23 protein-coding genes are annotated in these 22,128 nt (G+C 56.2%); 13 read left to right on the top strand and 10 right to left on the bottom strand.

Translation table 11 applies throughout. The annotated features are described in order from the left end of the window. Positions 1-37: 37 nt before the first annotated feature. Positions 38-796 (top strand): hypothetical protein, encoded by a 759-nt coding sequence (locus tag HNO86_RS28925; RefSeq protein WP_175380352.1) that lies wholly within the window; start codon positions 38-40, stop codon positions 794-796. A gap of 83 nt (positions 797-879) precedes the next feature. On the opposite strand, the gene HNO86_RS28920 is transcribed toward HNO86_RS28925, so the two are convergent. Beyond that, on the bottom strand, positions 880-1,296 hold the full coding sequence (locus tag HNO86_RS28920; protein WP_175380351.1) for a hypothetical protein: 417 nt from the start codon (positions 1,294-1,296) through the stop codon (positions 880-882). A gap of 75 nt (positions 1,297-1,371) precedes the next feature. Between HNO86_RS28920 and HNO86_RS28915 the strand changes: the two genes are divergently transcribed. After that, positions 1,372-1,746 carry a MerR family transcriptional regulator gene (locus HNO86_RS28915; RefSeq protein WP_175380350.1) on the top strand — a complete coding sequence of 125 codons (375 nt, stop codon included), beginning with the start codon at positions 1,372-1,374 and terminating at the stop codon, positions 1,744-1,746. 67 nt (positions 1,747-1,813) lie between these two features. Here HNO86_RS28915 and HNO86_RS28910 read toward each other — a convergent pair whose 3' ends face one another. Next, on the bottom strand, positions 1,814-2,728 hold the full coding sequence (locus HNO86_RS28910) for a LysR family transcriptional regulator (protein ID WP_175380349.1): 915 nt from the start codon (positions 2,726-2,728) through the stop codon (positions 1,814-1,816). 119 nt (positions 2,729-2,847) lie between these two features. Here HNO86_RS28910 and HNO86_RS28905 point away from each other — a divergent pair, with 119 nt between their 5' ends. Beyond that, on the top strand, positions 2,848-3,600 hold the full coding sequence (locus HNO86_RS28905; RefSeq protein WP_175380348.1) for an SDR family NAD(P)-dependent oxidoreductase: 753 nt from the start codon (positions 2,848-2,850) through the stop codon (positions 3,598-3,600). Between the two features lie 374 nt (positions 3,601-3,974). Next, positions 3,975-4,193, top strand: a complete 219-nt coding sequence (locus HNO86_RS28900) for a hypothetical protein (RefSeq protein ID WP_175380347.1) — start codon at positions 3,975-3,977, stop codon at positions 4,191-4,193. A 51-nt stretch (positions 4,194-4,244) separates the two neighbouring features. Here the strand turns inward: HNO86_RS28900 and HNO86_RS28895 are convergent, their stop codons facing one another. Next, on the bottom strand, positions 4,245-4,688 hold the full coding sequence (locus HNO86_RS28895; protein ID WP_175380346.1) for an MAPEG family protein: 444 nt from the start codon (positions 4,686-4,688) through the stop codon (positions 4,245-4,247). Positions 4,689-4,846: 158 nt separating this feature from the next. Between HNO86_RS28895 and HNO86_RS28890 the strand changes: the two genes are divergently transcribed. The 3 genes from HNO86_RS28890 to HNO86_RS28880 all read left to right on the top strand — a co-directional run bounded on the left by HNO86_RS28890 (position 4,847) and on the right by HNO86_RS28880 (position 8,195). Continuing rightward, positions 4,847-6,157, top strand: a complete 1,311-nt coding sequence (locus HNO86_RS28890; protein WP_175380345.1) for a hypothetical protein — start codon at positions 4,847-4,849, stop codon at positions 6,155-6,157. A gap of 76 nt (positions 6,158-6,233) precedes the next feature. After that, positions 6,234-6,740, top strand: a complete 507-nt coding sequence (locus HNO86_RS28885) for a GNAT family N-acetyltransferase (RefSeq protein WP_175380344.1) — start codon at positions 6,234-6,236, stop codon at positions 6,738-6,740. A gap of 306 nt (positions 6,741-7,046) precedes the next feature. After that, complete coding sequence (locus tag HNO86_RS28880; protein ID WP_175380343.1) at positions 7,047-8,195, top strand: aldose epimerase family protein; 1,149 nt, start codon at positions 7,047-7,049, stop codon at positions 8,193-8,195. 141 nt (positions 8,196-8,336) lie between these two features. On the opposite strand, the gene HNO86_RS28875 is transcribed toward HNO86_RS28880, so the two are convergent. Next, positions 8,337-8,666: a DUF6124 family protein gene (locus HNO86_RS28875; protein WP_175380342.1), complete on the bottom strand. Its 330-nt coding sequence runs from the start codon at positions 8,664-8,666 to the stop codon at positions 8,337-8,339. A gap of 606 nt (positions 8,667-9,272) precedes the next feature. Continuing rightward, complete coding sequence (locus HNO86_RS28870) at positions 9,273-10,175, bottom strand: LysR substrate-binding domain-containing protein (RefSeq protein WP_175380341.1); 903 nt, start codon at positions 10,173-10,175, stop codon at positions 9,273-9,275. A 120-nt stretch (positions 10,176-10,295) separates the two neighbouring features. Here HNO86_RS28870 and HNO86_RS28865 point away from each other — a divergent pair, with 120 nt between their 5' ends. Together HNO86_RS28865 and HNO86_RS28860 are read left to right on the top strand one after the other, a co-directional pair. After that, positions 10,296-11,627, top strand: coding sequence for a serine hydrolase (locus HNO86_RS28865; RefSeq protein WP_175380340.1), 1,332 nt, complete (start codon positions 10,296-10,298; stop codon positions 11,625-11,627). 623 nt (positions 11,628-12,250) lie between these two features. After that, positions 12,251-13,096: an alpha/beta fold hydrolase gene (locus HNO86_RS28860; protein ID WP_175380339.1), complete on the top strand. Its 846-nt coding sequence runs from the start codon at positions 12,251-12,253 to the stop codon at positions 13,094-13,096. An 85-nt stretch (positions 13,097-13,181) separates the two neighbouring features. Here HNO86_RS28860 and HNO86_RS28855 read toward each other — a convergent pair whose 3' ends face one another. Next, a complete protein-coding gene (locus tag HNO86_RS28855; protein WP_175380338.1) occupies positions 13,182-14,126 on the bottom strand; it encodes a GlxA family transcriptional regulator in 945 nt (314 codons plus the stop codon). A gap of 196 nt (positions 14,127-14,322) precedes the next feature. On the opposite strand from HNO86_RS28855, the gene HNO86_RS28850 reads away from it, so the two are divergent. From HNO86_RS28850 to HNO86_RS28840, 3 genes are read left to right on the top strand one after another with little or no spacing between them, the layout of a single operon-like run. Further along, on the top strand, positions 14,323-15,330 hold the full coding sequence (locus HNO86_RS28850; RefSeq protein ID WP_175380337.1) for a zinc-binding alcohol dehydrogenase family protein: 1,008 nt from the start codon (positions 14,323-14,325) through the stop codon (positions 15,328-15,330). 29 nt (positions 15,331-15,359) lie between these two features. Then, positions 15,360-16,511, top strand: coding sequence for an L-dopachrome tautomerase-related protein (locus HNO86_RS28845; RefSeq protein ID WP_175380336.1), 1,152 nt, complete (start codon positions 15,360-15,362; stop codon positions 16,509-16,511). Positions 16,512-16,522: 11 nt separating this feature from the next. After that, positions 16,523-17,311 carry a glycine betaine ABC transporter substrate-binding protein gene (locus tag HNO86_RS28840; RefSeq protein WP_175380335.1) on the top strand — a complete coding sequence of 263 codons (789 nt, stop codon included), beginning with the start codon at positions 16,523-16,525 and terminating at the stop codon, positions 17,309-17,311. A gap of 16 nt (positions 17,312-17,327) precedes the next feature. Here HNO86_RS28840 and HNO86_RS28835 read toward each other — a convergent pair whose 3' ends face one another. Continuing rightward, positions 17,328-18,230 carry a LysR substrate-binding domain-containing protein gene (locus tag HNO86_RS28835; RefSeq protein ID WP_175380353.1) on the bottom strand — a complete coding sequence of 301 codons (903 nt, stop codon included), beginning with the start codon at positions 18,228-18,230 and terminating at the stop codon, positions 17,328-17,330. Positions 18,231-18,247: 17 nt separating this feature from the next. After that, on the bottom strand, positions 18,248-19,186 hold the full coding sequence (locus HNO86_RS28830) for a DMT family transporter (RefSeq protein ID WP_175380334.1): 939 nt from the start codon (positions 19,184-19,186) through the stop codon (positions 18,248-18,250). 138 nt (positions 19,187-19,324) lie between these two features. Between HNO86_RS28830 and HNO86_RS28825 the strand changes: the two genes are divergently transcribed. Beyond that, on the top strand, positions 19,325-19,828 hold the full coding sequence (locus HNO86_RS28825; protein ID WP_175380333.1) for an Lrp/AsnC family transcriptional regulator: 504 nt from the start codon (positions 19,325-19,327) through the stop codon (positions 19,826-19,828). Between the two features lie 70 nt (positions 19,829-19,898). Here HNO86_RS28825 and HNO86_RS28820 read toward each other — a convergent pair whose 3' ends face one another. Both HNO86_RS28820 and HNO86_RS28815 read right to left on the bottom strand, forming a co-directional pair. Beyond that, positions 19,899-20,078, bottom strand: a complete 180-nt coding sequence (locus HNO86_RS28820; RefSeq protein WP_175380332.1) for a hypothetical protein — start codon at positions 20,076-20,078, stop codon at positions 19,899-19,901. A gap of 509 nt (positions 20,079-20,587) precedes the next feature. Continuing rightward, positions 20,588-21,958 carry a DUF1214 domain-containing protein gene (locus tag HNO86_RS28815; protein ID WP_175380331.1) on the bottom strand — a complete coding sequence of 457 codons (1,371 nt, stop codon included), beginning with the start codon at positions 21,956-21,958 and terminating at the stop codon, positions 20,588-20,590. Positions 21,959-22,128: the final 170 nt, after the last annotated feature.

Genomic DNA, 22,128 nt, shown 5'->3' with positions numbered 1-22,128 from the left:
TGCTTATCCCTAACTGAGCTAATGGACGAGCCTCGAAATGTTTAAATTCAACAAAGTGCTTGATTTACCGTCGCAACTCCAATGGAAGTACGCTGACGAACCGGAGCTATTGGGATGGACTATTCGCGCTCGCAACTACAATACATTTGTAGCGAACTGCATGTTTGCATTTTTATCAATCGTTGTAGTCGGAGGGGCAGCGTATTTCCTGTATTTGAATCCAACTCCGGATGATGGCGATATATCTCGGATAACCTTTAGTCTTGGATTTTTCGTATTTTTTTCACTTTTAACTGCTTCCGTGACCCATCAGCGAATGAATTTCGCCTATCGCTTCACACAGTCTGGAGTGGAGTATTGCAAATGGAAAGACTTCCCGAAGTGGATGTTGCCATTTTTGAAATGGTTTACCGGCGTCACCGTGCTCATTTTCATCGGCATGGCAAGCATCGATCCAGCATTTTTGATTGGCGCGTTAGTCGGTCCAGGCGGGATGGGCTTGATGTACCTATCCATGGCCAACTCCAAGAGCTACCAGCAAATGCATACTCAATACCACCACTATGCGTTTAAATGGGAGGAGTTAACGCAACTTGCCATCGCGACCAACCGAGAAGTAGTCGACCTGAAGTACAGCATCACCTTGGAGGGAGAGGATTGTAAAACCAACTGGAGCCTTAATGTCTTCTGCAAACGAAAGCAAAAAGTAAACGTAGCTGAATTCATCAAACCTTATTTATCTTCAGGTGTACCGTTCATAAGGGCAAAGGTTAACGTTCCTCTCAGTACGCAATGAACAATCAGGGGCAGTTTTTTGAGAGGTGAGGACGTAATCATTTTTCATCACTCGCACTTCTCAAAAAATGTGCCCCTTTATCGTTAACGACCATCGCGAGCAAGCTCGCTCCTACAAGGCCACACCTGCGCAATACCGAACGCCACTTCGAACACCGTAAACCCCAACAACAAAAAGCTCGCCCCATGCGCCACCGCATAAACCTGCCATACCGCAAACAACCCCCTCGCCAGCGCGTCATACAGCCCGACCCTGCGACTCGCATGCATCAACCGCCAGAGCGACCAGACCACCACCACACTCCCCAACAAATTGGCCAACAACATCCCAGTCGCATCCAGCGCTGGAACCGGCCGCTCCAACCCCAAGGCGCTGGATAACGTCGCGAACCCCTCAAACACCAGCACCACCGTCCAGGGCGTCATGAAGCCCGCCGTGACGATCAGGTCGTACAGCGCACTGGCCCTGACGACGTGCAGATTGTTCTTTACGCTAATCATGTCGATCCCTCACAGTTTGGACTCGCAGGCTAAAGCCTGGTCCTAGGTCCAGAGTCAACACGGGCATCGAACATCATGAGAATCGGCGAAGTGGCAGCGCGCACGGGCGTTTCGGTTGACGCGCTGCGGTTTTATGAAGAGAAAAAGCTGATCAAGCCGCAGCGCACTGCCAACGGTTATCGGGTTTATCCGGAGCAGACGTTGCAGTTGGTGGGTTACATCAAACTGGCGCAGCAACTTGGGTTTTCGTTGGCGGAGATTGGCGAAAACCTGCCGCTGCTGTGGAACAGCGAAGAGGTGTCCCGCGAGCTGCTGGCGCGGTTGTTTGCGGAGAAAATTGCGTTGCTGGATGAGCGGGTTGCGCAGATGCAGGCGTTGCGCAATTTGCTGGCTGAACGGGCGAGGCAGGTGTGTCCGTTGCTGGGTGATGGGGTTGGTCCTCGTTCTTGACGTGATTTTCGTGTGGCCACGAAAAAGATCGCAGCCTTCGGCAGCTCCTAGAAAAAATCGTCCCTCCTCACGGCCAGCGCCATGCCGGTTCAGAGAGGTGCTCGGCGAAGAAATCCGACAGCGCCTTGATCTTCACCGGCCTTGTGCGCGCCGAAGGCGTCATGAAGTACAGACCGCCCCGCGCCATGCTCCATTCGGGCAGCAGCGCGACCAGTCGACCATCGGCCAGGTATTCACTGGCGATGAACTCAGGAAGCTCGGCGATGGCCAAGCCTTCGAGCAAGGCAGGCAACAACGCATCCGAGTTGGTGACGCGCAGTTGGCCGTTGGGCACCACATCTTCTTCAGTCCCATTTTCATGGGTGAAGCGCCACACTTGGCTGCGGGCCCGGTACGCATAACTCAGGCACGACCGGGCGGCCAAGTCACGCGGATGGCTGGGCGCACCGTGTGCTTCCACATAGCCCGGGGACGCAACCAGGTATTGCGTGACGGCACACAGTCGGCGCGCCACCAGAGACGAGTCCGGTAGTACCGCAATGCGCAGCGCCGCATCGAAGCCTTCGGCGATCAGGTCAACGGATGCATCCGACAGGTGCAGATCGATCGACAGTTCCGGGTATCGGCGCATCAGTTCCGGCATCAGCGGCGCGACCCAGCGCAAACCGAACGACATCGGTATGGCCAGTCGAACCTGGCCACGGGGCTGCACCGACAACTCCTGCGCTTCGCTCTCGACCTCTTCGGCCTGCCGATAAATCTCCCCCGCCTTCGCCGCCATGCTCGCGCCGAACTCGGTAAGCGCCAGCTGCCGCGAGGTGCGGTTGAACAATCGACCGCCCAGTCGCTCCTCCAGCCGGGCAACCGCCCGCGACACCGTGGGTACCGAAACACTCATGACCCGCGCTGCGGCGGCGAACGAACCTTCTTCGGCCACCTTGGCAAACATGGCCAACCCTTCAAAATCCGGAAGTCTGTTCATTTCATTTCTGCAACGATAGGTTTCAGACAATTCTATTTTGATATTTATGGGTCGTCGATAAGCTTCTCCCAACAACGCAACTCACTGAACTTACCCAACTGCGAAACAGGAGAAACACCATGACCAACAAACTCGAAGGCAAAATTGCACTGGTTACCGGCGGTACCACCGGCATCGGCCTGGCCACCGCCAAACGCTTCGCCGAAGAAGGCGCCCACGTCTACATCACCGGTCGCCGCCAGGCAGAACTGGACGCCGCGGTCGCAGCCGTCGGCAACGCCACCGGCGTGCAGGTCGACTCCACCCGGCTTGACCAGCTCGACGCGCTTTACAGCCAGATCGGCTCCGCCCACGGTCGCATCGACGTACTCTTCGCCAATGCCGGCGGCGGTTCGATGCTGGCGCTCGGCGATGTCACCGAACAGCACTACGACGACACCTTCGACCGCAACGTGAAAGGCGTGCTGTTCACCGTACAGAAAGCCCTGCCACTGCTGGCCAAAAACGCGTCGATCATCCTCACCGGCTCCACCGCCGGGAGCTCCGGCACCCCCGCCTTCAGCGTCTACGCCGCCTCCAAGGCAGCCGTGCGGTCGTTCGCCCGCAACTGGATACTCGACCTGAAAGACCGCCACGTACGGGTCAACACCATCAGCCCCGGTGCAACACGCACGCCAGGCCTGGTCGACCTGGCCGGCCCGGACGCCGCCCAGCAACAGGGACTGCTGGATTACCTCGCCTCGCTGATCCCGATGGGGCGTGTGGGTGAAGCGGAAGAAATTGCCAGCGCGGCACTGTTCCTGGCATCGGATGATGCGAGTTTCGTCAACGGGATTGAGTTGTTTGTTGATGGTGGGCAGGCGCAGGTCTGATGACCCGGCGGGCGGCTGAGGAAGCCGCCCTTGAAAGATCGCAGCCTTCGGCTGCTCCTACCCTGGAATGCGTCCACCTGTAGGAGCTGCCGAAGGCTGCGATCTTTTCAAACCAACACAGCTCGTTTGGTACTTCACACACCACGTAGCAGCTGGCGAAGCCTGCGTCGTCCGGTCTGCGCTCGGGCGATGTATCAATGAAATCAGCCAAGGCGGTGTATCAGGCAGATCTCGTATCCAGGAGAGGCGGTTTTATTCTGCGCGCCTGCCAGAGATATGAGTCGCCATCGCCTTCGCCAAACAATGAAGGCAATGTGATAGCATTCGCGAGCCCCTGGAGGGGCAACTTTTGACATCCCACAAGGAATACATCCGTGAAAGACTTCGTCATCAGCGTCAACAACCTCGTCCTCTACGTCTCCCTGGCCGTGATCTGGCTTGTCGCTCTGGTTTCCATGTTCACCACCGGCTTCTTGCCAGCCTTGGGGATTTTCGTGGCCGGCACCCTGGTTTGGTGCATCGTTTCGGGCTTCTGGTTCGTCCAGTCGGCCACCTACGAAGAGCTGCGCAAGCTCAATGCAAACAAAAGCTGAAGTGCCTGGGCGGAGCCGTAAATGCTCCGCCCTACCCTGGACGCCTGGCTATCAAGCACCGGCTCCAGCCTGAGCCACCACCCCCGCAACAACCATCCCCGCCAACCCCATCAAACACCCAACCCCTACCGCATAAGCAATCGTCCGCCAAGGCTGCCACCCCGCCAGATACGTCACCGTATGCACCACCCGCGCAACCGTAAAAACCCCGAACAACCAAACCGTCCGATCCACCGGCGTATCGAACACCACACAAAGCCCGCCCAACGCAAAGAACAGCGGAATGTTCTCAAGGTCATTCAGCCACGCACTTTTCGCCTTCGCGACTTGCGGCAGTTCCGACGCACTGGGCAAGCGCCCCACGAGCCTTGCGTCTTCCGGATTGTGGAACGTCAAACGAGAGATCCGATAAAACCCCTGATAACAGGAAATCGCGAACATCTTGAGAAACAGCACCACCACACACAGCGCGTAGACAGACAAAACCGTGTTCATCTTTTCTCCTTGAAAAGTCATGCAAGCCGGGCCGATCAAACCCACCTTATTCCAGGGGGAAAACCGCAGGCAACTCCCCGTCCTCGCATGCCGACTATGCTTGTGTTGAAACAGTCCGCGGCCGCGGTTTCCCCCTTTGACTCTGGACGAGGCGCGCCATGCCTGTGTCAATCTCTGGCGATGCGGTGCTCAGTGCGAGGATGCTGAAAAATGCGTCCCAGGCGATCGAGGGTAAAAGCACCCTCTCCTGTCTCCTTTCGTTCTTCTCCCTGATTGAAGCCTCGGTGCTGTATGAGCGCCTGTGGTATTTGCCGTTCGGTGACAGCGACGGCAAGTCGGTCAAGGACGCTGCCATGTGGGAGTTTCTGAATTGCGCTGGAGTATTGAACGTGTCGTCCAACAATCAATGGTCGCAAGGCAAACCATTGAGAGATGAAGTCGAAACCGAGTGGCAGGAAAAAGTACAAACAATCTGCCGCGTGCCCTCTTACGCCCATTCGTCCCAACAACAGGTATTGAAGTCGGCCTTTTATTACGCATTCAATGGCGCTGCTTTCGTGGACGCGTTATTTGAACAGTCCCGAAAGAACGATCTCTTTTTCACCCCACAACGCCTGAACGACTGGCAACGCTATGCCTCCGGCAGCGATTTCGATCAAGCCAAGGAAGATGCCAACGACGGAAACGACGGTGGGCGTTTTACGGACTGGGAAAACATGGCGAAGATCATGGCGCGCGCCGCGATGGTCAGCGCTTTGGAGGCGGACTATGTCGGTGATGCCGTGGAAAGTCCCATCGTGCTGATGAGCAATTCCATCGCCCATAAAAACGTCGCCGCCCGCCTCTATGAGTTCGTCGCGCAAAAGTTCGAGAAAGACACCAGCGCACTGGTTTCGGACGGATACAACAGGGCCCTGGCCATCCCGCCGATAGTCGCGTTGGTCCTCGACAGATCCGACGGCAACGTCACCTCGATCTACCAGGAAATACTCGCGCTGCGTGAAGAGTTCGCGGCGTTCCGCACCCGGTATCGCGAATACCAGGCTGTACTGAAAAACCCGTCCAACATGTCCCTGGATGAACTGAACAACCTCAGAAAACACCACATGCAAGAAGTCATTGCCGCCTTGAACAAAATCTCTTCCAAGCGAATCGACAGTGCCATCGTCGCGGAAATCTTTGGCCTGGAAGCCTCCGGGGAATCGAAGGACGGTGCCTACGAACTTGATATAAGCCCGAGACTGTCCATCGGCGAACTGATAAAACTGGCCGCCACGCAACTCCACCTTTCCCGCATCAGAGGCAGGGCGAGCATTCTATTTGACACCTATAAAAAGGCGACCGCGATACGCGGTTATCACAAACTGGTGCAGCGCCGATTGGGCGTTAACATCAGCGAGGACGAATTGAAGAACTACAAAAAGTACGCGTCTATTGTGGAAGGCATTTCGAGGGTCAAGCGGGATTGATGCGCGCCCCGCCCTCCAACGGCAACAACCACAGCAAACCAGAACATTTGAACGAGCAGGACACCCGAGCCCCCCCATGACTTTGACCATTCGCAACGAGCGAGCTGAAGACATCCAACCCATCGCCACACTGACTGCCGCAGCGTTCGAACACGCAGAACATTCCAGCCACACCGAACACTTCATCGTCGACGCCCTGCGCCGCGCCGGGCAACTGACGGTCTCCCTGGTTGCCGTGGAGAATGACGAAATCACCGGCCACGTCGCCATCTCCCCCGTCAGCGTATCCAGCGGTGCAACGGAATGGTACGGACTCGGCCCGATATCCGTAGCGCCTAACCGGCAAGACCGGGGAATTGGTTCAATGTTGATGAAGGCCGCATTGGCTGAGTTGCAAGGCAAGGGCGCCGCTGGCTGCGTGGTGCTGGGCGATCCGAGTTATTACGGACGCTTCGGCTTCAAAGTTCAGGCTGGATTGGAGTTGCCCGGGGTTCCCCAGGAATACTTTCAAGCACTGTCCTTCGACGGTGAAATGCCGATGGGCACGGTGCGATACCACGAGTCCTTCAATGCCACGGAATAATCCCGGGCAACCCTAACGGCTATCTGAACGTACATTTGAGCCCACTCTCGAGTGGGCTTTTTTCATTTTCGACATTCCACATCGCGTTTGACCAACGCCCCACACACCAGCGACGCCGAATGGGATCTCCAGCGTGAACCCACCAATGGGCGCTGACCAAAAAACGTGATTTAGTAAGACTTTATTTTTGCATTAAACGATTCATCCGCTATAAATTTCATCTTATCCGATAATTAGCATGACTATTTTGCACTCCATGCGGCTTACCGGTGTTTTCCAGAACAACAACAAAAAGGAAGGTCAACCATGCTTCAATCCCGTCATCTGCTTTCCGGCCTTGGACTGTCCCTGATGCTCTCGACCCTATGCGCCCAGGCCGCCGGCCTGTCCAGCGAACACAAAGCCTTTGGCAAAACCAATGACGGCACTCCCGTCGAACAGTTCATCCTGCGCAACAGCCATGGCATGCAGGCCAGCGTAATCACCTATGGCGCGACGCTGCAGGCGCTGCAGGTGCCGGACAAACACGGCAAGCTCGATGATGTGGTTCTCGGCTTCGATGATGTGCAGGGTTATCAGAAAGGCACGGCGTACTTTGGCGCGACCATCGGCCGCTTCGGCAATCGCCTGGCCGAGGGTGCATTCGACCTGGACGGCAAGCGTTATCAGGTGCCGCAGAACGACAAGACCAATGCATTGCATGGCGGCACTCAGGGTTTCGACAAGAAGGTCTGGAAAGCGCAGGCGATCAAGGACAAGGACTCGGTAGGCGTGACCCTGACCTATCTGTCAGCCGATGGTGAAATGGGCTTCCCTGGCAACCTCACCACCGAGGTCACCTATCGCCTCACCGACAGCAATGAATTGCGCATCGACTACAAGGCCAGCACCGATAAACCGACGGTACTCAACCTGACCAACCACAGCTATTTCAACCTGAACGGCGCCGGCAACGGCGACATTCTCAAACAACTCGCCACCCTGAACGCCAGCCATTACACGCCGGTCACCGCCAAACTGATCCCGACCGGCGAACTGGCCCCGGTGGCCGGCACGCCGATGGACTTCAGCAAACCCACGGCAATCGGTAAGCACATCAAGGCCGATCACCCGCAACTGAAATTCGCCGAGCCGAAACAGGGCGGGTTCGACTTCAACTGGGTGCTCGATAGCAAAGGCGATATCAAGCAACTGGCCGCCGAAGTCAGCGACCCGCAGTCCGGCCGTGTCTTGCAGCTGTACACCAGCGAACCGGGCGTGCAGTTCTACACCAGCAACTTCCTCGACGGCACGGTCAAGGGCAAGGCAGGCAAGGTGTATCCGCACTGGGGCGCGTTCACCCTGGAAACCCAGCACTATCCGGACTCGCCGAATCAGCCGGACTTTCCGAGTACACGACTGGATCCGGGACAAACCTACACCCAGAACGTGATTCTGAAGTTCTCTGCCAAATAACCTCCTGTGGTGAGGGGATGTATCCCCGTGGGGCCGCACAGCGGCCCTACAAAAAAATCGCAACCCCCGAAAACGCCTACAAGACTACACATCACCCTGTAGGAGCTGCCGAAGGCTGCGATCTTTTAACTCACCCCATATTTACGGCGGATCAATCTGATCCAAAACCCGATTCGCCGTAATCTCCGCCAACATCACACTATTGGAAATCCCCAACAACGCAGTCCGCGCCCCACCATCCAGCAGATCCACCAGGTGGTGAACCATCACATCCACCGAGGCCAGCGTTTCGACCAGATAGACCATCAAGTCTTCGGTTGAGACATCGGGGTTAACGGTGAACAGCGTGCTGGGTGTTCGGGGTGTGGCTTTGATGGTGGCAGTTGTGTGGGGGTCTAGAGTGGGTTCGGTGTCAGGTTGATTTGAGGATGGCGGATCGATGTTCGGCGGATTCGGTGATGGCTTCTTCATTCGCTGATTCTCCGTGCTTGCTCCAACCCTATCGCGACTAAACGAAGGGGTGGCGGCTGTGTGGAGGTTAGTCGACCGGTGAGAATCAGCATTGCCGGCGCGCCGAAGCGCCCTACACACAGCCACCATTGAGAGCAGATTCGGAAAAACCTGACTGAACGGAGCTTATGCACTTTGCTGAATACCACTGAGCGACTAAACCCAGTCACTGATGGGCAGTGACGGGGATCAAGTTACTGAGCGGTTGCAAGGCGCACAAGCCGGCGGATTCTGGCGTAGCGGTAGGCAATGGCGCAAGGATTTGTAGCTTTCCGGAAGTAAGTTTGAGGATGCTTAAACGCACACTCGCTGGTCATGTGTAATAACTGCTCGCACGCCGCCTAAAACTAGCAATCCATGGAAACTGGACGACATTTGCCACTCTTCAACGTGAGCATCGCCCCTCATGGCAGCGTTTGGCAGTGACTCAGTCAGCGATTGGCCATAGCAGTCACGAGCGGTCGCTTTGGTGGAGAAGGACTGCAATCGGCCAGAAGGAGCCGGTTCGTCGCTGCGGCACAACTTTCCGTGAATATCGTACGGGCATTAAGCGGGGGTACCGCTGCGTTAAATCCGTGCTTCAGGAAACGCCGCCCGTAATGCGTCTCTCAGCCAGCCAATGAACCAGAGCGCATCGGCAGTGGGTGGCTGCTGTGCTGGAACCAGCACCTGGTAACTCTCCAGTGCTACAGCCTCCTCCACACAGCGCACCAGGCTGCCTTCCTTGAGTTCGCGCCCCACCAGCACCTCGGTGGCAAGGGCGATGCCAAGACCGCGCTGGGCAAGGTTCAGCACCACGTCGTTGCTCGTATGGGATGTCTCGGCCTTGACCCGAACCCGCAGCCCATTGGCGGCAAACCAGCTGTTCCACCAGGTGCCATCGTCGACATGGATCAGCTTGCAGGCGGGGAGGTCGGCAGCCCTCAACGCCTCGGGCAAACCGGCGCGAAAGCCGGGCGTGCAGACCGGGAAGAGCTTGGGCTGGATCAACACCTCGCGTACACCCGTCAATTCGCCAGGCAGGCCAAAGGCAATGCCCAGGTCGGCCTGCCGCGCGTCGACACCCGTGAAGGAGGCATTGGGCTCGATGGCAATCTTCAGGTCCGGTCGCAGCTCGCGCAGCAACTCGATACGCGGCGTGAGCCAGCGTGAGGCAAATGCCGGCACGCAGAGAATGCGCAACCAGCGCTCGTCCTCCCGCCGAGAAAGCCGTGCACCGGCATCGGCGAGGATCTGCAACGATTCGGAGGCGGCCTTGTAGTAGTGCACGCCCTGGAGGGTCAGGGTGACTCCCCGTGGCGTGCGTTCCAGCAGGCGTACACCCAACCAGTTCTCGAGATTCCGGACGTGGCGGCCAATGGCGGGTTGGGTGACATGCAGGGCCTGGGACGCTGCGACATAGCTGCCCAGGCGCGCAGCGGCCTCGAAGGCACGCACGGCGTTGAGCGGAGGAAGCCGGTCAGGGGGCATGGTGAATCTCGACAGGTGTTATTTTTTTTAACAGCTCGGGTAAATTTATTGTTCTTTTCCAACGGGTTCAAGTTCACGACACTCCATCCGCGTATTCCCATGCACCCAGAGGAACCGTTGATGCGTGTATTACCCAATAAAAACAATAACTTGAAAGCCTTTTCAGTGCTTGCGCTGGCGATGCTGGCCGGTGCCGCACAGGCGGCCGATGCGGGATCGCCGTGTGGCGTGCCTGGTTTGCAGACCTGCCCACAACCGTTCGACACCGTGTTGCCGGCGGCCAAGGACATGCTGACCTGGAATCAGGCTGACCGTGTGGTGGGCTTTCGCAATACCTACCGCCTGTATCAGGGCGATGTGTTCGCCAGTCATGGCGCCAAGCCCTACCCGTTGCCGGACGCTGCAAACAAGCTGACGGACATTCACTACAGCATGGATGGCAAGCAGCTGAACCTGGCCGACTACCTGGCCAACCAGAGCGTGACCGGCATGCTGGTGCTCAAGGACGGCAAGATCGCCTACGAGCATTACGACAAGGGCAACACGCCGCAGAGCCTCTGGACCTCGCGCTCGGTGGCCAAATCCGTGGTCAGCGTGCTGGTGGGGGTGGCGATCAAGGAAGGCAAGATCGGTTCGCTGGATGACAAGATCGTCCAGTATGTGCCGGAACTCAAGGGCACCGAATGGGAAGCGGTGAGCCTGCATCAACTCATGCAACACACCTCGGGCGTGGTCTGGGACGAGAACTATGCCTCGGCCGATTCCGACTTCTCGCACATGACCCAGTGCGAGGCCAAGCCCAATCCTTATGATTGCGTGCTGAACCTGGTGAAATCGGTCAAGCGCAAGCCCGGGGTCAAGCCGGGTGAAGTCTGGTCGTACAACACCGGTGGTGCCTGGCTGGTAGGCCGCGTGCTGGAAAATGCGACCGGCATGACGATCGCCCAATACCTGCAAAGCCGCGTGTGGAGCAAGTTCGGCATGCAGCAGGACGGTGTCTGGCATGCGCTGGTGCCGGGCAAGGTCGACATGGGTGGCCATGGCTTCAACGCCACGCTGCGGGACTGGGGGCGTTTCGGTCAGTTCGTGCTCAGCGGTGGTCAATTGCCGTCGGGCGAGAAGCTGCTGCCGGACGACTGGATTGCACGCTCCACGCACTGGACCCAGGCCAAGGGTTCGGTAACGCCTGCGGCGCCCAATGGCCAGTACGGGTATCAGTGGTGGTACAACGCGGCGGCGCCGGACACCAAGGGCGAGCCGAAGAAAACCGCCACCAGCGACCAGACATTCTGGGCGCTGGGGATCTTTGGACAGACGATCGCCATCAATCCGGCTGAGCATCTTGTGGTTGTACAGTGGTCGACTTGGAAGAATGCCGAGACACCGTACTCGTTGTACGACGAGCAGGCGCTGATGGTGAATGCCGTGAGCAAGGCGCTGGACACGAAGTAATAGAAAACGGCTGAAAACCTGGCTTCGGTCCCTTAGGGGACCGGAGTCATCGAGATGAGCGAAACCGTGAATAATGTGACGCAATCGTTCTGGATCGTCCTTGATTTTTCAGACGCCGTGACAGGCCGCTTTGGGCCGATTCTGTTGAAAAAGTAGCTTTGCCGAAACGGTCTCATCGTTGATCGGTGAAAACGCCTTTTTTGCACGATCCTACGTGAAATCGGAGTCCGGACACCTCTGCCAAAGCAAAGATTTCAATCTCACGCGCGTACTTTTCTGCCGAGGAAACAATGGCCGACTTTTTCAACAGAATCGGCCAGAAATGGACGTCGAAAAGAAATACAGGTTTGCAGTAAGTCTGTATTTGCAGTCAACGGCACACCGACTACCAGAATATGTGCCAATAGTTTTAGCTCACCCCAAAAAATGTTCGTTCAGTAATCGTCGAGCTCACCCTGATTACTCACGCTTTTGATGGCTTTTTCGAGAGAGTGGCTGCTAATTTCATTCGTTTCGCTCATCCAGCTTTTTCCGATGTCTGAAATCACCACCTTATACGTCATTTATCCCACTGCACGCATACGGCAAGATTCTCCGCACGCCCACACCAGGAGTTAGAATAAATGACTGCCGCATCGCTCAGCACTACTGCCAAAACCCAGTTCGTGGAAGTCAGCAATCGTCAGCTTGCCTATCGCACCATTGGAAATGGCCAGCCGTTGGTCTTGCTTGTTCGTTATCGTGGCACTATGGATGATTGGGACCCACTGTTCCTTGATAACTTGGTAGACCAAGGGTTCCAAGTCACCGTCTTCGACTACAGTGGCTTGGGCCAGTCCTCTGGTGAGCGCAGTTACAATCCAGCCTCTCTGGCCAAGGATGCGATCGAACTGATACAAGCGCTTAATCTTGGTCGGGTGGTGATCGGCGGCTGGTCACTCGGAGGCATTGCTGCCCAAATCGTTCTCGCACAAGTACCTCAAATGGTCAGTCATGCCATCCTGCTCGGCACGACCCCACCGGGTCATCTGGTCAAAACAGGCGAGCCGTTGTTTTATGAACTGGCCCGTCGCGAGAACAATTTCGAGGATTTCGTAAGCCTGTTTTTTGAGCCAGCTTCAACTGAGAGCCGTGCCGCAGCCGAAAAGGCCTGGTCCCGACTGGCTTTGCGCGAACAGGACCGTGGCCCCCAAGTGCCAGTGGAATGGGCGGGCCAACAATTAGGAGATGCTCCAAAGAACCCTGTGTTTCCGGTGGAAGCTGTCCTGAACATGCTCAAGTCCACCCGTACCCCGATTCTTCACATTGGAGCCGATCACGACATCGTGTTCCCTGTGGAAAACTGGTATGCCCTTAGCGACCAACTGCCGACATTGCGACTGGTGAGTTTCCCCAGCGCCGGACATGGGCCTCACATGCAATATCCTGTTGCTGCTGCTCGGCATATCGCGGCTTTCACCGCCGAGTAATGCTGGTCATGGCTGCTGCGCAGCCTGCCATCTGCAAAAAGGGCCTTCATTCGATGGCCCTTTTTACATAAGTAGGTTGACCTACTTAGATAACCCGTCGCGCATCTCTACGGACCGCTTGTGGCGGCACTCCAAAGCCCCGGACAAATGCCTCGCGCATATGACGACGATCTCTGAACCCTGTTTCTCGGGCGACAATATCCAGGCTATGTCGACTTTGCTCGATCATTAGCCTGGCGGCTTCCAGCCTAAGGCTCTCGATTGCTTTTGCAGGCGACTGCCCTGTCTCAGCGGTAAAAACACGCGTGAATTGTCTCGGGCTCAGATGTACCGCCTCCGCCAACTCTTCGACGCTCAAAGGGCGGTTCAAATGTTGTCGGGCATATTCCAACGCACTTTGAATACGATCCGACTTAGGTGATATAGGGATCAATTCTGAGTGTTGTGACTGCCCCCCCGTGCGGCGTTGGTGCATCACCAGCCTGTGCGCAACTGATCGGGCCAGATCCACTCCTAAATCCTTTTCCACCATCGCAAGCGCCATATCCAAGCCTGCGGTCATGCCCGCCGAAGTCCAGAAGGGCCCATCGACAATATAAATCCGGTCCTCTTCGACTTGAATGTCCGGGTATCGAGATTGCAGGGCATTGGCGAATGCCCAATGGGTCGTGGCTCGGCGATTTTCGAGCACTCCGGATTCGGCCAGGATGAAAGCGCCGGTACAGATACCAGCAGTACGTCGGGCACTATCAACGATGGCCCGAACCCCACTCAGCACATCCTTCGAGGGTGGCGTCAAAGGCGTGAGAGTCCCCACCATCATCCAGCTGTCAGCGAGACCCGGTGTGGCCATTGGTTCGGTCTCTACAAACATGCCAAGGGAAGAACGGACCGTTCCGCCCGCCAGGGAGTAGTTCTGTACTTTGTAAACGGGTTCTCCGGCAACGTAGTTGGCGAATTCAAAAACAGCCTGCGTCGCCAACGACATGAGCTGGAATCCCTCAGTCACCAAATATCCGACCCTGTGCATCTGCGCGCTCCTTTTCTGATGTCCGAAACCTTACCCTATTGGAAACTTAAACCGCAGCGAATTAACAACAGATCACTGATCAATGCGCTCCTCAGTTTCAAGAAAACGCGGAAAGTCTTCCACCGATTGGCTGGTTTTTTAGGCAAGCCACTGTCGTTAGCCTGAAACCACTTCCCGCTCTATTGAGGCAACGCAAATGAAAGCTGTCGTATTCACCCAACCGGGTTTGCCAATTCAAGACGCTCAGTCATTGTTCGAAACCGAATTGCCTCAACCCATCCCACGCGCCCGTGATTTGCTGATCGAGGTCAAGGCGATCGCCGTCAACCCGGTCGATACCAAAGTGAGAGCTCGCAGTACCAGCAAACAACCTCAGGTTTTAGGTTGGGACACCGTAGGCATCGTTCGTGAGGTTGGTGGTGATGTGTCGTTGTTCCGGCCAGGCGATGAAGTGTTCTACGCCGGCGCAATTGATCGCCCTGGCAGCTACAGTGAGTTTCATTTGGTTGATGAGCGCATCGTTGGGCATAAACCCCGTACGCTGGACAATGCCAGTGCGGCAGCGTTGCCGCTGACCTCCATCACCGCCTGGGAACTGTTGTTCGACCGCCTCGGGGTAAAGGAAGACGGTGGTAAAGGGCAAAGTCTCCTGGTGATCGGCGCAGGCGGCGGTGTCGGTTCGATCCTGGTTCAGTTGGCCCGCAAGCTGACCCAACTCACGGTGATCGGCACGGCGTCTCGACCGGAAACCCGGGACTGGGTACGTGAACTGGGCGCCCATCACGTCATCGATCACTCAGGGTCGATCGCCCTCCAGCTTGAGAACCTCAACCAAAGCCCCGTCGATTACGTGATCAGTCTGACCCACACCGACACTTACCTTCCCCAGATCGTCGAAGTGCTGCGCCCTCAGGGCAAGCTCGCGCTGATTGACGATCCCGAACAACTGGACGTGATGTCACTCAAGCGCAAATCGCTGTCAGTGCATTGGGAACTGATGTTCACTCGCTCGCTGTACCACACCGACGACATGATCGAGCAACATCACTTGCTGGAAAGGATTTGCGCCCTGGTCGACGAAGGCGTGATCAAAACCACGATCGGCGAGCACTTCGGCAGCATCAACGCCGAGAACCTCAAACGCGCTCATGCACTCATTGAAAGCGGCAAAGCCAAGGGCAAGATCGTCCTGGAAGGCTTCTGAAAACCGTTGACACACTCAAGGAAACGAACATGAAAGCACTCTTCAAAGTCGCTGGACTGGCGATCGCAGTTTCTCTCAGTGCAATGGCTGTAGCCGATTCCGCAACCGGCAAGGGCACTCAGATCGAACGCGTCTTCGCATTCAATGGGGCCATGCCAACCGGTGTCACTGTCACCGAGAGCGGTCGCATCTTTGTCAACTTTCCCCGTTGGGGTGACGACGTTCCGTACACCGTTGCGGAAATTGTCCAAGGAAAAGTCGTGCCTTACCCCGACCTGAAAACCAATGTGGAAGATCCGAAAAACCCGGCCGCAGGTTTCATCAGTGTGCAAAGCGTCGTCGCCGACGGTCATGGGCGGGTCTGGATACTCGATACCGCAGCACCCAGGTTTTCCGAACCCAAGGCCGGAGGCGCCAAGCTGGTCGCTATCGACCTGACGTCCAACAAGATAGTCAAGACCGTCGTATTTCCCCCAGAGGTGATGCTGCCCTCCACTTACGTTAACGACATGAGGTTCGATTTTCGGGTGGGCAAGGAAGGGATTGCCTATGTTACGGATTCTTCCGTCAGTGGCCCTGGTGCAATCATTGTCGTCGATCTCGCAAGCGGCAACGCCACTCGCCGCCTGAGTGGAGTCAAGTCGACCTCGGTCGATCCCTCGTTCACTCCCGTGATCGAAGGCAAACCTGCCCTTGTCACGAAAAACGACAAAGGAGAAGCCGGCCTGTTGTCGGTGGCGTCTGATGGCATAGCACTCTCAAGCGATGGCCAGACACTGTACTTCTGCCCATTGTCGAGCAGGCATCTTTTTTCAGTTTCGACCGCCCTGCTGCGAAACCCAAGCGTGAGCGATACCGAACTGGAAAAAGCGGTCATCGACCTGGGTGAGAAAGGAGCCTCCGACGGCCTTGAAGCCGATGCCAACGGAGCGGTTTATGCCGGCGATTACGAGCACAACGCAATAAGGAAACGCTTGCCCGATGGTCAATGGCAAACCCTGGTCGAGGATTCACGTTTGCTCTGGCCGGACACCTTGTCCATCGGACCCGACGGCTACCTGTACTTCACGGCCAACCAACTTCATCGTTCTCCTGGGTTCAATGATGGTCAGGACAAGCGCGTGAAACCCTACAGCCTGATGCGTATCAAGATCGACGCCAAGCCTGCACAAACCCACTAGAGGGCCGTTCAATGCAAAAGCTCATCCGTCTTGGTTACATCGACCTCAGTTTTCATGCCGCCAGTGCTGCATTAATCCAGCACACGCTGGAAAGGCATGGTTACCTGGTACGCGTCAGCACGGCACATCATGAGGACATGTTTCGTATGTATCGTGATGGTCAGGTAGACATGCTGGTTTCGGCATGGCTACCAGCCAGCCACGGTGCCTACTTGGCAGCACGCAAAAAACCTAGCGTGAAGCTGGGTGTCCTCTACCGACCCTATTGCATCTGGGGCGTGCCGGACTATGTACCAGAGGATGAGGTTGCAGCGGTGGGTGACCTTTTGAAGCCCGATGTAGCCAGGAGGATGAGCAAACGGATTCAGGGGATTAATCCTGGCGCGGGAATCAGCCGATTCTCGCAGGCCATGGTCATTGACTATGCGCTGGATCAGGGCGGCTACTACTTCGCTAACGGGAGTGAAGCCGACTGCTTCACTCGATTCGAACACGCTTACGCCAGCGGCGAATGGTTGGTAGTGCCACTCTGGCATCCTCAGTACTTGCACCACACCTACTCCATCCGGGCGCTGGATGAACCGCGTGGATTGCTGGGCGGGGAAGATCAGGCAACACTCGTCGCATCGAGCGATGTGGTACAAGCGATGCCGAAAGCACTGATAGACGACCTGGCATCTCTACAGCCTGGTAATGCAGTGATCAGTGAACTCGACTACCTGATTCGAAGGAAAGGATACTCGGCCCTGGAAGCTGCTGATATATGGATTGAACGCCAATCAAAGCTTGAAAAAGTCTGACGTCCAACTTTGAGCTTCATTGCGCAACATAGCTCTCGAAACGTGTGAACAAGAAGGTTCTCAGCATTTGCACTGCCGGCGTCAGCGAAGTTCGATGTGCACACACGAGCTGAAGCGGCGCCGGCTGTCCGTACTCCTCGGGAAAGATTTCCACAAGCCGACCGTGCCGAAGATCATCCATGACGTCGATTCTGGACTTGTAGACGACCCCCACTCCCGATACAGCCCATCGACGAACGATATCCGCATCGTCACTGATGCGGTCTCCCGTCACCTGGACGGTTCTGGCGCCCTCTGGCGAGTGAAAACTCCAACGCTCGTAAGTCTGTTCCCCCATGACGTAACGAAGGCAGTTATGCCGGCTTAAGTCTTCGGGCGCCAGGGGAACACCATGTCGTGCGAGATAACTGGGCGATGCACACACTGTTCTGCGATTGAACGGTGCCAAGGCCAATGACACAAGGCTCGAGTCAGCCAGTTGGCCATATCTGATACTGGCATCCAGATGCTCGCCGAAAAGGTCCGCGACCTGATCGCTGATCCGCAGTTGTAGCAACACGTTCGGATGCATCAGCTGAAACTCATCGAGCCAAGGTAACAGCACGTTTCTGCCGATATCCGAAGGTATGGACAAACGGATGGTTCCGGCGATCTCACCACGCCCCTGGGTCAATGCAAGCTCGCCAAGTTCAAGGGCTTCCAGTGCTTGCCGAGCATGCGACAGGTAACGCTCACCGTCGTCAGATACCCTCAGCCGTCGCGTGGAGCGCACGAACAATCTGACTCCCAGGCTGCCCTCCAGACGCTGAACCGCGCCACTGGCCAAGGCAGGCGAGATGTCCAGCAATCGTGCCGCTGCCGAAAAGCTGCCTGCACTGGCAGTCGTAACGAATACCTGTAGATCATCGACCCGAACTATTTTCTTCACTTTTCCAATCAACTCCTCGCGCTATTACGCGCAACCAGCGCAGCGATGACAACACCGAACACTACCAGGCAAAGTCCAAGCAGGAACGTACCTGAGACTGTGGCTTCGAGAGTTAGACAGGAAAAAACAATCCCCACCAATGGCACCCCCAAGGTGAAATTCGACATACCAAATGTCGACACCCTTCGTCCAAATTCCGCTGATATTACAAAACAAGCCGATGTTGCGATGGGGCCAATGAAAAAAAGCTCCTCTAATAGATCAGCACTGACTTTTATGGAGGTGGGAGGACCTTCTGTGACGGTGGCAGCAATTGCCAGTGGCACGGTCGCCAGCAGCATCTGCCATGGGGCGAGTGCCAAGGGAGACGTGACCCAATGATGCCGCTTGATATGGAGGATAACGATTGCCCAACTGATGGCCGCCAGAATCAGGAACACCGCACCCAGCAAAGTATCCGTATTCGACCAATCCAACTCGCCGGGCGAACAAACTACCGCAATGCCCACCAGGCCAATCAGGAGGGCGGACACCTGCATTCTCGACGGTGTCTCGCGAAAAACAAGCCAAGCCACTAACACGCACCATAAAGGTGTTGTATACGCCAAAAGCACCGCACGGCTGGTATCGATGTGCACCATGGCCACCAAACCCAGCCCAGTAAAAGCCATCATCTGCAATAAACCAACGCTTGCGATGATCGGAAGGTCTTTGGTCACCGGGAGTTTCAGTTGCCCCCGCAAGATCAAATACATGAACAAACACAGCGCCGCACTGGAAAACCGGATGGTGGCCAGCCAAAGCGGAGGCACATCCTGTAATGCAAGCTTGGTAATAGGCCAACTGCTGCCCCAGAGCAGGACCATCACAGTCAGCCACACATACGTGTTTTGAAACCCGAAAGTCCTGCCTCGAGCTCTTACAAGTAAGTCGGTGGAAACACTCATGATTTCGCTCCGGAAAGTTATCCAATCGAGCAATCATGATATTTCCACCGAGCAGCAAAGATGCTTCTATCTATTCCGTGAAAACGTAGAAATCGGTACGTTTCACCTATCAATGACCAATTACAGGAAAAACCTACCATGAGCCGCGCAAAACTGGATGATGCCAGCCTGCGAATCCTGGACGCATTGCAGAAGAACGCAGAATTGAGCAATGCCGAGCTGGCAGATATCGTGGGGCTGTCCACTTCGCCGTGCTGGCGACGCGTTGCGGAGATGAAAGAAAACGGGGTTCTTCGAGGCGCAGTCACATTGGTCGACCCTGCGAAGCTGGAGCTTGCTATTAACGTGTTCGTACACGTCACCCTGAAGCTTCAGGACAAGCAATCATTGGAGATATTTACCAATGCGATCAGGGAGCGGCCGGAAGTCATGGAGTGTTATTTGATGAGCGGCGAGGCTGATTTCATGCTGAGGGTGGTGAGCGAGGATATTTCAAAATACCAGACCTTACTGCTCGACTGTCTCACTACCATACCTGTCGTAGCGAGTATCAGGTCTAGCTTTGCACTGAGCCAAGTGAAGTACACCACGGCACTTCCGACCAATCATCTGCGAGGTCGATCCAGCTTGGCTCACGGTTGAAACCTGAACGCTCGAAGGCATCGCTTCGCACGAAGCGATTCGATTCATGGCCCTTCAAGAATAATTTCGTTCAGGGCAATCCATTTCCGAGCCAAAACTCCGGCTGCTGTATCTCAAGCATATCCGGGTCGCTGAAGCCTTCCGCTGCAAGCCGGATCGGCTCAGCGTTGATGTGCGGCGCAGGGATCAGCTCATGGTGTCGGGAAGATTCGGCAGCAATATCTGCCGCAACGGTGGTCATGTCATTCATGGCAGTCGCTCCATTTGTTGAGTGATCAGCTTGAACGGCAAAAAAATCTGGCGACACCCGCCAGCCAATGAAACAGTTTCAGCGAATTCGGGGAAAGCTATGTGAACCGCCCCGGCCTTCATGCCACGGACATAGCCACTGAGGTCGAGAGCAGCCCGATATGAAGGACTGCTGTTGGCCGTTAACTGCCGGATGTAAACGCAGTTTTTCGTAGAGAGAAGGTCAGTTGAGAGGGCGTGGTGGTACAGAATTGGTACATGTCAGATCGAAAGCTACTGTAAGCCTCTGTTTTAAAGGGTCTTGCCGCTAATCGTTCCAATCCATCACAGAAAAGGCGGTGATTTTCGACTGTGGCCGGCAGTAGTCGACCCTGAATTGCCACTCAATATCGGCGGACACCTACCGAAGTGTGACTGTACAGACGACGAAACGGCCATAGACAGGGCAAAGCCTGTCCATGGATACAGGCGAAGTTTCAGAAAAGGATTGGCTTCCCTGCTGATCCTGATTTAGTTCTGTTTGACCAACTGCGGCGGAAAGTAACTTCCGTCTCGTACACCAGCCTTGGGGCCGTAGTAACGGAAAGTCAGGCGATAGTTCTGCCCTTTGGGCGTCGGCAGCCAGTTGCTGTCAGGGGCGCCTTCGGGCTTTTCCGCTGCGTAATAGAGGGTCAGGGAGCCGTCGTTGTTGTACACCAGGTTGGACTGGTTATTCAGCAGGAAGCGGTTTGTCGGATTGGGCAAAACACGGAATCGCTTGGAGTCCACAGCGATGACCGACCAGAAGTAGTTCACGAAGCGCGCAGGTAGCTGATCCTTGGGAAATGTCTGGGTGTAGACGTGACTACTGTCCAGGGGCGTGAGGGTGTTGTCGAGATTGCAACGGTAGTAGGTGACCTCGTCCTTGCTATTGGCCCAGATTCCGCCGTAGTTCACCAACGTGCGGGTCAGGTAGTCGTTGCCATAGGTCCCAGCGGTTGAAGGAACCGCCCAGCCGTTGCGCATCGACCCATGCCCAATCAACGGCCCGGCCTTGGCAAAGTCAACAAGGGCTCGCTCACTAATCAGCCGGTCGACACGGGCGCGCTCGGCGGGGTCAGCTTTCACCACCTTCGCGATTGCACGCACTTTTGCTTGCAGTGGCGCCATACCCGGGTTGATGTCTGCTTCGCTGTCCAGGGCAAGTTCTGCGACGTCGAACGCTTCTACGCCCGGCCATGTTCCATATTCAAAGATGGGCGTCCTGGGAATCTCAGGCGGCGCGGGGGTGCCGGTGGCCTTCAGATCGATCTGGTGTTGCAAGGCAACGGCTTCGTCCCAGTTTTTTCCAAGCTCGATTCGCGCGAGGACCCGCGTGTATTTGACGGGCAGATCGATACGCTTGGCATCCGTAGGCAACGCGACGTTGGCGCCCTTCAGGCAGACGGCGAAGGTGCCGCTCGGATGATCGGGGAAGGTGCGCTCGTTGATGTTGGCCAGGGTCTCGCCCCAGCCGTTGAGAAACTGTACAGAGTAGTAGCGCCCGACAACTTTTGGCACGTTGACCAGGGTGCAACTGCCTTCATCCGTGGCCACCCAGGCCTCGGAATAGGCCACATCGAGATTGGGGTTGGGCCAGTCCACGCCACCGGGTTTGCGATGCACGATGTGGTTCCAGACGAAGCCTTCCTTGAAATCCAGCTGTTGCTGGCGCGTCACCAGCAAGCGGCCGAGCAAGTAGATGTAGGAATCGCTGACATCCTGCTCGGAGGGCGAAATTGCATTGGACGAGCTGGTGGTGACCATTTCGGGTGGCGTGCTGCTTGCCCAGAGGGACAAGGGAAGTGCCAGTATGGCGACACCAATGGTGTTGCGCACCTGCACCTGTAGAGTTGATTTCATAGTAGCTGATCCCTTTTGGCTACAAACGCAATGGGACGTGTGAGCCGGTGAATCCAGGCTTATGCGGAACGAAAAGCTCTGGTGAGCATGGCGGACTAAGTAAATGTGCCTGCCAGGGACTGTCAGATTTTTTGTGTGCGGGCCGGTAACGGCCTGCCGTCTGGCAGGCC

Origin of the sequence: Pseudomonas sp. C1C7 (genome assembly GCF_013359595.1) — a bacterium.
Lineage (GTDB): Bacteria > Pseudomonadota > Gammaproteobacteria > Pseudomonadales > Pseudomonadaceae > Aquipseudomonas.
The sequence above is the reverse complement of the archived record's forward strand: the minus strand, read 5'-3'. Positions and strand labels throughout refer to the sequence as shown.